This is a genomic window from Nocardia sp. bgisy118, from assembly GCF_057708605.1.
Genome location: NZ_JBYISM010000043.1, coordinates 46214 through 55457 on the forward strand (window position 1 = coordinate 46214; position 9244 = coordinate 55457).

Below are 9244 nucleotides of genomic sequence, written 5' to 3' on the forward strand. Positions count from 1 at the left end.
CGACATGCTCGACACCGGGCTCGATGTGCCCGCGGTCGCGAACTCGGTGTTCGCGGAAGCGGTGCCCACCAGCACGAAGTACTGACAGATGATCGGTCGCGGCTCAACCGAGGTCGGCCGGTCGCAGGCGGTCCAGCAGCGCGTCCTTGATCGGTTCGCGGGTGGTGCAGACGAGTGCGAAGCTCGCCTGCCGCATCAGTCGCTCGGCGGTGGTGTGGGCGAGGGTGGCGCGGCTGCCTGTCGCGACGACGCCCGCGGCCGCGGCGAGCACCGCCGCTTGCGCGATGTCGGCGCGCAAGGCGTAGGTCGCTTCGGCATCGCCCATCACGGTGGCGAATCGCTCGCGCAGCGCGGCGTATCGGTCGTCGTGGGCATCGATTCCGAGTCCCTTCAGCTCGCGCACACAGCGCGACAGCACGCCGAGGGCGAGTGCGCCGTTGATCCAGTCGGTGAGGCTGCCACGGCCGGAATGGAACTCGTCGAGCGATTTCACCCCGAGGACGTTCTCGTCGGGCACGAACGCCCGCTCGAAGGTGATCCGCACGGTGGCGCTGGCATCCGCGGCGATCAGCGGGATTCGCTCGACCGCGACGCCCTCCAGGTCCCGCGTCGGAACCAGCACCGTCGCAACGGATTCCGAGCCGTTTCCGGTGGTGCGCACCGACACGACCACCGCGTCGACGTACTCCCATCCGGTGACGAACGGCGCGGTGCCGCTGATCGCCATGCCGCCGTCGACGGCTTCGGCGAACAGCGTCGGCGCCGACCGAGCGCCCGCGTACGACACACCGCACCGGTACGTCCCTGCCGTCATTCGCGCCAGATAGCGCTCGCGCAGGGCGGCATTGTCGGCGACCGCGACCGCGCGCAACGCGCCCAGATGCTGCGCCCACACGAAACCCGTTGCCAGACAACCGCCGATGAGGGTCGCGGCAGTGTCGATCAGCGTGCCGGGCGTCATCCCCGCCGAGAGCGGGAACCCATAGAACCCGCCTTCCGCGAGCGCGTCGAAATGGCTCGCCGGAATCACCCCGCTGCGATCCACCTCCCCGGCGGCGCGATCGAGGACTTCCTCGACCAACAACTCCGCTGCACGCACCCAGTTCTCGACCATTCGCCCACTTTCCGGTCACGCCATTGATCAAGGCGCCCAACGATCTTCGCGACGCCCCGATGCTACGTGCCCGCGGCGAATGCGGCCGGGCGGCGACAACCCGCCGACCGTCAGGCGAGTTGCCCCATTCTCGATTCCGCACAACCGCCGCGGTGATCGGACGGCAGAATGGCCCCGATCGAGCCTGGCAGACCGCGGTGCACGGAGAGCGCGGCGGGCGATCACTTCGGCTCGGCGGTGCTAGATTTTTGTGAATGCGTTTCAGGACAAGGCTAATCGGGGGTGTAGGCCTTGTAGCCGTTGGGATTTTCGCCAGCGGCTGCGCCTCTCCCCGGCACGCGACGACGTTCCCGACCACCTCGACCACGACTCCGACCACGACCGACCCCGCCACGAACCCGTATGCCGACGTCGGCCCCGGTTCGTATCGAATTCTGGCGAGCCTGGAGACCATCGACGATCCGCAGAGCGTCGCGATCGATTCCGGGCTCGGGCATGCCTACATCACCAGCAGCGCGGACGAGTCGGTGTACATCGTCGATACGGCCACCCAGAGGGTTACCGGCACCGTAGAGATCGGGGTGCCCACGACAAGCCTCCAGCCGATGGCGATCGACCCGGCCACTCATCTGGTCTACCTGATCCTGAACGGCTCGGATCGTGAGTTGGTGATCATCGATCCGAATACCCGGTCCGTCATCGACAAGATCGAGGCGGGCGGCGACCACAGCGCCGTCACCATCGACCCCGAGCGCCACATCGTGTACGTCGCCAACCGCTACCACCGGACCGTGACCGCGATCGATACCGGTACCCGGGCCATCGTCGCGACCATCCCGGTCGGCGGCGAGCCGACCGCAGTGGCGGTCGACCCGAACTCCCACCAGCTCTGGGTCGTCACCAAGAACGGCGTCACCGTCGTCGACCCCGGCACCTACACCGTGAGTGCGACGATCCCGGTGGATGGTTCACCGCAGGGCATCGCCATCGCCGCGGCCTCGCGCACCGCCTACGTCACCCGCATGGAAGGGCACTCGGTGACGCTCATCGATACCGAAAAACGCACTGCCGCAGGCAAGATCGAGCTGGGAATGGACGTTTCCCTCGGCGTGGCGATCGATCCCACCGAGCACACCGTGTACGTCACCTCCGGTGCGTTCGAAAGTGTCACGATGATCGACACCATTGTCCGCAAAGTCACCGCCTCGCGCCGCTTGGCAAAGTCCCCCTCCTGCACGGAGGGCATCGCTGTGGACACGACAACTCATCACGTCTATGTCACTTGCGAATCGGACCGAACCGTGCGGGTCCTCGCACCCGAGTGAGTAGTCCTGGTCGGTCACGCCACCGGTCACCGTCGGTCACGAGCTGCGACGCCGGACGCAATCGTTCGACAACAGGAGAAGTACGTGGCGGCGGACCGGTACGGCTCGCCGACCCCGGGAGGTCCGGGTGCTGACCATCGAGACCTGCCCGGCGAGTCGAGCGACCCCGCTTACGCGAGTTGTTCTATGCGGGTGGCCAGTTCGGCCCCGGTGAGGGGTTCGCGGGCGATGACGGCGATGGTGTCGTCGCCCGCGATGGTGCCCACGACGTAAGGCAGGGCAGCACGGTCGAGGGCGCTGGCCAGGTAGTGCGCGGCGCCCGGCGGGGTGCGCAGGACGGCGATGTTGCCGCTGGCGTCGGTGGAGACGAGCAGGTCGCCGAGCAGCTTCGAGAGGCGGTCGGTGCCGCCGGTCACGCCGCGGACGGGGCTGCCGTCCTCGGGCACCACGTAGACGCCCGCGCCGCCGTCGGCCGCGCGCAGCTTCACCGCGCCCAGCTCGTCGAGGTCACGCGACAGGGTCGCCTGAGTGGTCTCGATGCCTTCGGCGGACAGCAGCGCGGCCAGTTCGGTCTGGCTGCGCACCGAGTGCGCGGACAGCAGTTCGACGATGCGCGACTGCCGTCCGGCGCGGGTTCGGGCGATCGCGGGACCTTTGCCAGGCACCGTCGCGTCGACACTCATGCCTGCACCTCGCTGACGCCCGGTTCCAGCATGCGTGTCGCACGCTGGCACATGATTCGCTCACTGCGTTCGCTCATCGTCGCCCCTCCCGCACCGGCACGGTACGTCGCCCGATCACGCCGCACCGCCGCGTCTGGCCAGCAGCCACACCAGCAGCGCCTTCTGCGCGTGCAGGCGGTTCTCCGCCTCGTCCCAGACCACGCTGTGCGGTCCGTCGAGCACCTCGTCGGTGATCTCCTCGCCGCGATGCGCCGGAAGGCAGTGCAGCACGACGACGTCCGGCTTGGCATTGGCCAGCAGCGCGTCGTCTAGCCGGAACGGGCGGAACGGGCCCACCCGGTCCAGTCCGTCGTTCTCCTGGCCCATGGAGGTCCAGGTGTCGGTGACCAGCGCGTCCGCGCCCGCCGCGGCGGCCACCGGGTCGCCGGTGACGGTGATCGTCGCCCCGGTCTCGGCGGCTCGCTTGCGCGCGTCCTCCAGAATCCACGGCAGCGGCTCGAAACCCGCAGGCGCGGCGATGGTCACGTTCAACCCGGCGGTGACGCCGCCGAGCAGCAGCGAGTGCGCCATGTTGTTCGCGCCGTCGCCGAAGTAGGCGAGGTTGCGCCCGGTCAGATCGCCCTTGCGTTCCCGCAGGGTGAGCAGGTCGGCGAGCACCTGGCAGGGGTGGAACTCGTTGGACAGCGCGTTCACCACCGGAACCGTTGCCGCCGAGGCCATTTCGTCCAAGCGGACCTGCTCGAAGGTGCGCCAGACGATGGCGTCGACATAGCGGGAGAGCACCCGGCCGGTGTCGGCGAGGGTCTCCTCGCGCCCGAGCTGGGTGTCGCGGCCGTCCACCACCACGGCGTGTCCGCCGAGCTGGGCGATGCCCATCTCGAAGGAGAAGCGGGTGCGGGTGGAGTTCTTCTCGAAGATCACCCCGACTCCCCGCGGGCCCTCCAGGGGGCGGTGCGCGAACGGGTTCTTCTTGAGCTCCGCCGCCAGCGTGAGGATTTCGGCCTGCTCGGCGGGCGAGACGTCGTCGTCGCGCAGGAAGTGCCGCAGCTCGCTCATGCCTGCGCCTCGCTGCCGCTCGGCTCCGGCATGCGCGGGGCGCGCTGGCACATGATTCGCTCACTTCGTTCGCTCATTACCGGGCCTCCTTCGCGTCCGCCGCGGCGCCGTCCAGTATCTCCGGCAGGTCGGCGACGAAATTGTCCGACTGGGTCTCGGTGAGCACCAGCGGGGGCGCCAGCCGGATGACATTCGGCTTGGGCGCGTTCACCAAGTACCCCGCTTCCCGCGCCCGCGCCTCGACCTGTGCCGAAACGTCCTGGGTGAGCACGACTCCCAGCAGCAGGCCGGCGCCGCGCACGTGATCGATCAGCGGGTGCTCGAGCAGTTCGATGCCGTCGCTGAGCCGCTTGCCGACCGACTCGACGTGGGCGAGCAGATCGGTCTCGTCGATGGTGCGCAGCACCGCGAGCGCCGCCGCGGCGCACACCGGGTTGCCGCCGAACGTGGTGCCGTGCAGGCCGGGCGTGAGCAGCTCGGCCGCCCGGCCGTTGGCCAGCACCGCGCCGATCGGCAGACCACCGCCGAGCCCCTTGGCCAGCGTGATCACGTCGGGCACGATGCCGACGGCCTGGTGCGCGTAGAACTTTCCGGTGCGGCCGATGCCGGTCTGCACCTCGTCGAGCACCAGCAGCGCGCCGTGCCGCGCGGTGATCTCGCGCGCCTTGACCAGGTAGTCGATCGGCGGGACCACCACGCCGCTCTCCCCCATCATGGGTTCGAGGAACACCGCGGCGGTCTCGTCGTCGACCGCCGCCTCCAGCGCGGCCGCGTCGCCGTAGGGCACGTGCACCACGCCGGGCGGCATGGGCTCGAACGGCGCCCGCTTGGACGGCTGGCCGGTGAGCGCCAGCGCGCCCATGGTGCGGCCGTGGAACGCCTCCTCGCAGGCGACGATCTTGTGCCGCCCGGTCAGCCGGGCGATCTTGAACGCCGCCTCGTTGGCCTCGGTGCCCGAGTTGCAGAAGAACGCCTTGCCCTCGCCGTCGCCGAAGTGCGCGAGCAGCCGCTCGGCCAGTTCGACGACCGGTTCGCTGACATACAGATTCGAGACGTGACCGAGGGTGCCCAGCTGCTGGGTGACCGCGGCGAGGATCGCCGGGTGGGCGTGGCCGAGGCTGTTGACCGCGATACCGCCGAGGAAATCGACGTAGCGCTTGCCGTCCGCGTCGTAGACCACGGCGCCCGCGCCGCGCACCAGCGCGACCCTCGGCGTGCCGTAGTTGTTCATCATCGCGGCGGACCACCGCTGCTGCAATTCGTCGACAGTACTCATGATTTCGTTCCGTTCGGTGCGCCGGTCCCAGCCGGGACGGGCGTCACCATCGTTCCGATTCCTTCTCCGGTGAACAGCTCGAGCAGGACCGAGTGCGGGACCCGTCCGTCGATCACGTGCGCGGTCGGCACACCGCCGAGCACGGCGCGCAAGCAGGCTTCCATCTTGGGCACCATGCCCGCATCCAGGCTCGGCAGCAAGGCGGCCAGCTCGTGGGCGTCGATGTGGCTGGTCAGCGAGGACCGGTCGGGCCAGTCGGTGTACAGGCCCTCCACGTCGGTGAGCACCACGAGTTTCTCCGCGCCGATGCCCTCGGCGAGCGCGGCCGCCGCGGTGTCGGCGTTGATGTTGTGCACCACGCCGTCGACGTCGGGGGCGATGGTGGAGACCACCGGGATGCGTCCGGCTCCGATCAGATCGAGCACCGCCTCCGGGTTGACCTCGGTGACGTCGCCGACCAGGCCGATGTCGGTCGCCTCGCCGTCCACGTCGACGGTGCGCCGCGTCGCGGTGAACAGTCCGGCGTCCTCGCCGGAGATGCCGACCGCGTACGGCCCGTGCGCGTTGATCAGCCCGACCAGCTCGCGGCCGACCTGACCGAACAGCACCATCCGCACCACGTCCATCACCTCGGGCGTGGTGACGCGGAAGCCGCCGCGGAATTCCCCTTGCAGGCCAAGCCTTTTCAGCATCGCGCTGATCTGCGGGCCGCCGCCGTGCACCACCACGGGATGCACGCCGACGGTGCGCAGGAACGCCATGTCCGCGGCGAAGGCGCGCTTGAGCTCGTCGTCGATCATGGCGTTGCCGCCGTACTTCACCACGACGATCTTGTCGCGGAACTTCTGCAACCAGGGCAGTGCGTCGGCCAGGACGTGCGCCTTGTCCAGCGCCGAGAGTTCGTGAATCGCCGGACTCGTCATGAGCTGTAGGCCGAATTCTCTTCGACGTAACCGTGCGACAGGTCGGTGGTGCGGACCACGGCCGTGCCGTCACCGACGTTCAGCTCGACGAGCACGGCGATGTCCGCGCCGGACAGGTCCACCTGGCGCGCGCCCGGCGCGCCGACGCTGTCGACGCAGACCGGATTCCCGTTGAACGACACCGAGATCCGGTTCGGGTCCAGCGTGATCGGCGCGATGCCGACCGCGGCGAGCACCCGGCCCCAGTTCGGGTCCGAGCCGAACAGCGCGGTCTTGACCAGGCTGTCGCGGGCCACCGCGCGCGCCGCGATCAGCGCCTGCTCCTCGTCGACCGCGCCGGTGACGGTGATCGTCACCCGCTTGGTGACGCCCTCGGCGTCGGCCATCAGCTGGGCGGCCAGGTCGTCGCAGACCGCGAGCACCGCGGCGTCGAGCTCCTCCTGCGACGGGGTGACCTCACTGGCGCCGTTGGCCAGCAACAGCACGGTGTCGTTGGTGGAACAGGAGCCGTCCACGTCGAGCCGGTCGAAGGTGAGCCGGGTGGCGTTGCGCAGCGCCTTGTCGAGCTGTTCGGCGCTCACCGCGGCGTCGGTGGTCAGCACGACCAGCATGGTGGCCAGCGAGGGCGCGAGCATGCCCGCGCCCTTGGCCATGCCGCCCACGTTCCACTTGTCGCGGTGGTGGAAGGCGGCCTCCTTGGGCACGGTGTCGGTGGTCATGATGGCGTAAGCCGCGTCGGCGCCACCGGACATGCCGCCGCCCATCTCGTGCACGATCGCGGTGATACCGGGCAGCAGCTTGTCCATCGGCAGCCGGTCGCCGATCAAACCCGTCGAGCAGACGGCGATTTCGCCCGCGCCGGTCTCGGTGCCCCAGTTGCTCAGCGCCTCGGCGAGCTTCTCGGCGGTCTGGTGGGTGTCCTGGAAGCCGCCGGGACCGGTGCAGGCGTTGGCCCCGCCGGAATTGAGGATCACGGCGCGCAGCCTGCCGGACTTCAACACCTGCTGGGACCACAGCACCGGCGCGGCCTTGACCTGGTTGCGGGTGAACACCCCGGCCGCGGCGTATTCTGGGCCCTCGTTGAAGACCAGCGCCAGATCGGGTTTGCCGCTCGCCTTGATACCCGCCGCGATGCCCGCGGCGCGGAAGCCGAGCGGCGCGGTCACGCCCTGGCTGCGGACGAGTTTGCCGTTCGCGCTCTCGGTCGAGGTCCCAGCGGTTGTCGTCACGGTGCCACTCCTACGGTGGTGAGGCCCTCGGTCTCGTCGAATCCGACGGCCAGGTTCATGGATTGGACCGCGGCGCCCGCGGTGCCCTTGGTCAGGTTGTCGATCGCGCCGATCACCACGAGCTGTCCCGCGTCGGCGTCCACCGCGACCTGCAGGGTGACGGCGTTGGAGCCGAGCACCGAACCGGTCTGCGGGAGCACGCCTTCGGGCAGCAGATGCACGAAAGGCTCGTCGGCGTAGGCCTTCTCGTAGACGGCGCGGGCCTGTGCGGCGTCCACCGCGGTCGGCGCGGTGCAGGTGGCGAGGATGCCGCGCGGCATCGGGGCGAGGACCGGGGTGAACGACACCGCGACGTCCACGCCGCCCGCGGCCTTCAGGTTCTGCGCGATCTCCGGGGTGTGCCGGTGCGCGCCCGCGATGTTGTAGGCGCGGGCCGAACCCATCACCTCCGAGCCGAGCAGGCCGACGTCCAGTTTGCGGCCCGCGCCCGAGGTGCCGCTCACCGCGACCACCGTCACCTGAGGCTCGATGATCCCGGCGGCCACGGCGGGCGCCATGGCCAGGCTCGCGACGGTCGGGTAGCAGCCGGGCACCGCGATCCTCGTCGCGCCGCGCAGCGCGTCCCGCCCGCCGGGCAGTTCCGGCAGGCCGTAGGGCCAGCTGCCCGCGTGCGCGCTGCCGTAGTACTTCTCCCAGGCGGCGGCGTCGCGGAGACGGTAGTCCGCGCCGCAGTCGATGATCACGGTGGATTCGGGCAACGCCTGCGCGATGGCGGCGGACTGACCGTGCGGCAGGCCGAGGAAGACCACGTCGTGGCCTGCCAGTTCGTCCGTGGTGGTCGGGGCGAGCACCCGGTCGGCCAGCGGCAGCAGATGCGGCTGGTGCTCGCCGAGGGTGGTTCCGGCGTTCGAACCCGCGGTCAGCGCCCCGACCTCGAGGCGCCCGGCTCGGTAGCGTGGATGCCCGAGCAGCAGGCGCAGCACCTCGCCGCCCGCGTACCCGCTCGCACCGGCAACAGCAACCCGCAACGGGGGCGCATCCGAATCAGCCATGAAATGATTATGCACGACTATGCAATCCCATTCATGGACGGGGTGCGACAAGCGTTCGAACTCGCGGTGCCGAGCGCCCCACCGACGGGGCGGGCAGCGGGCCGACCGGCACCCTCGCCACCGCGATGAACAGCCCGAACGACACCCACAGCACTGTGTTACCCAGCACGGCCGAAAATCGACCCGATTCTGGAAACCCGACGAAGATCGGATCGAGAACGCCGGAGCCGATGGTCTCCAGCCTGGAGTGGGCCTCGGGGTGGCCGCTGGTGCGGCTGCGAGCGCCGGCTGCGCTAGTGAGCGGGCGGAGTCCGGGACCACGATACCGGCGTCTCCCAGATGGTGCACCCGGCCTGAGCAGCAGCGCGAGACGAAACGAAGCAGCGCGAGACGACGCGGGCCGGGGCAGCGCAAGACAACGCAGGACCGGGCAGCGCGAGACGACGCGGGCAGCGCGAGACGACGCGGGCAGCGCAGGACGGGGCGGGCAGCGCAGGACGGGGCGGGCAGCGCAGGACGGGGCGGGCAGCGCAGGACGGGGCGGGCAGCGCAGGACGGGGCGGGGGGGGGGGGGGGGGGGGGGGGG

The 9244-nt window shown here is 70.0% G+C and carries 8 protein-coding genes; 1 reads left to right on the plus strand and 7 read right to left on the minus strand.

Annotation, left to right across the window (positions count from 1 at the left end; translation table 11 throughout):
- Positions 1-103 precede the first annotated feature (103 nt).
- The gene (locus tag AC3EO7_RS35530) at positions 104-1114 is read right to left on the minus strand and encodes an acyl-CoA dehydrogenase family protein (RefSeq protein WP_431970770.1); all 1011 of its coding nucleotides are present in this window, start codon (positions 1112-1114) and stop codon (positions 104-106) included.
- A 254-nt stretch (positions 1115-1368) separates the two neighbouring features.
- Here AC3EO7_RS35530 and AC3EO7_RS35535 point away from each other — a divergent pair, with 254 nt between their 5' ends.
- On the plus strand, positions 1369-2439 hold the full coding sequence (locus AC3EO7_RS35535; RefSeq protein ID WP_435593594.1) for a YVTN family beta-propeller repeat protein: 1071 nt from the start codon (positions 1369-1371) through the stop codon (positions 2437-2439).
- A gap of 170 nt (positions 2440-2609) precedes the next feature.
- Here the strand turns inward: AC3EO7_RS35535 and AC3EO7_RS35540 are convergent, their stop codons facing one another.
- The 6 genes from AC3EO7_RS35540 to argC form a co-directional block, all read right to left on the minus strand.
- Positions 2610-3122, minus strand: coding sequence for an arginine repressor (locus AC3EO7_RS35540; protein WP_431970768.1), 513 nt, complete (start codon positions 3120-3122; stop codon positions 2610-2612).
- 114 nt (positions 3123-3236) lie between these two features.
- The gene (gene argF / locus AC3EO7_RS35545) at positions 3237-4178 is read right to left on the minus strand and encodes an ornithine carbamoyltransferase (protein ID WP_431970767.1); all 942 of its coding nucleotides are present in this window, start codon (positions 4176-4178) and stop codon (positions 3237-3239) included.
- A gap of 76 nt (positions 4179-4254) precedes the next feature.
- Positions 4255-5454 carry an acetylornithine transaminase gene (locus tag AC3EO7_RS35550; protein WP_431970766.1) on the minus strand — a complete coding sequence of 400 codons (1200 nt, stop codon included), beginning with the start codon at positions 5452-5454 and terminating at the stop codon, positions 4255-4257.
- On the minus strand, positions 5451-6377 hold the full coding sequence (gene argB / locus AC3EO7_RS35555; RefSeq protein ID WP_435593595.1) for an acetylglutamate kinase: 927 nt from the start codon (positions 6375-6377) through the stop codon (positions 5451-5453). The genes AC3EO7_RS35550 and argB overlap by 4 nt, the downstream gene beginning before the upstream one ends.
- A complete protein-coding gene (gene argJ / locus AC3EO7_RS35560) occupies positions 6374-7606 on the minus strand; it encodes a bifunctional glutamate N-acetyltransferase/amino-acid acetyltransferase ArgJ (RefSeq protein WP_435593596.1) in 1233 nt (410 codons plus the stop codon). Before argJ ends, argB begins: the two co-directional genes overlap by 4 nt.
- Entirely contained in the window at positions 7603-8658 is a 1056-nt protein-coding gene (gene argC / locus AC3EO7_RS35565) for an N-acetyl-gamma-glutamyl-phosphate reductase (protein WP_435593597.1), read from the minus strand. The genes argJ and argC overlap by 4 nt, the downstream gene beginning before the upstream one ends.
- Between the last annotated feature and the right edge of the window lie 586 nt (positions 8659-9244).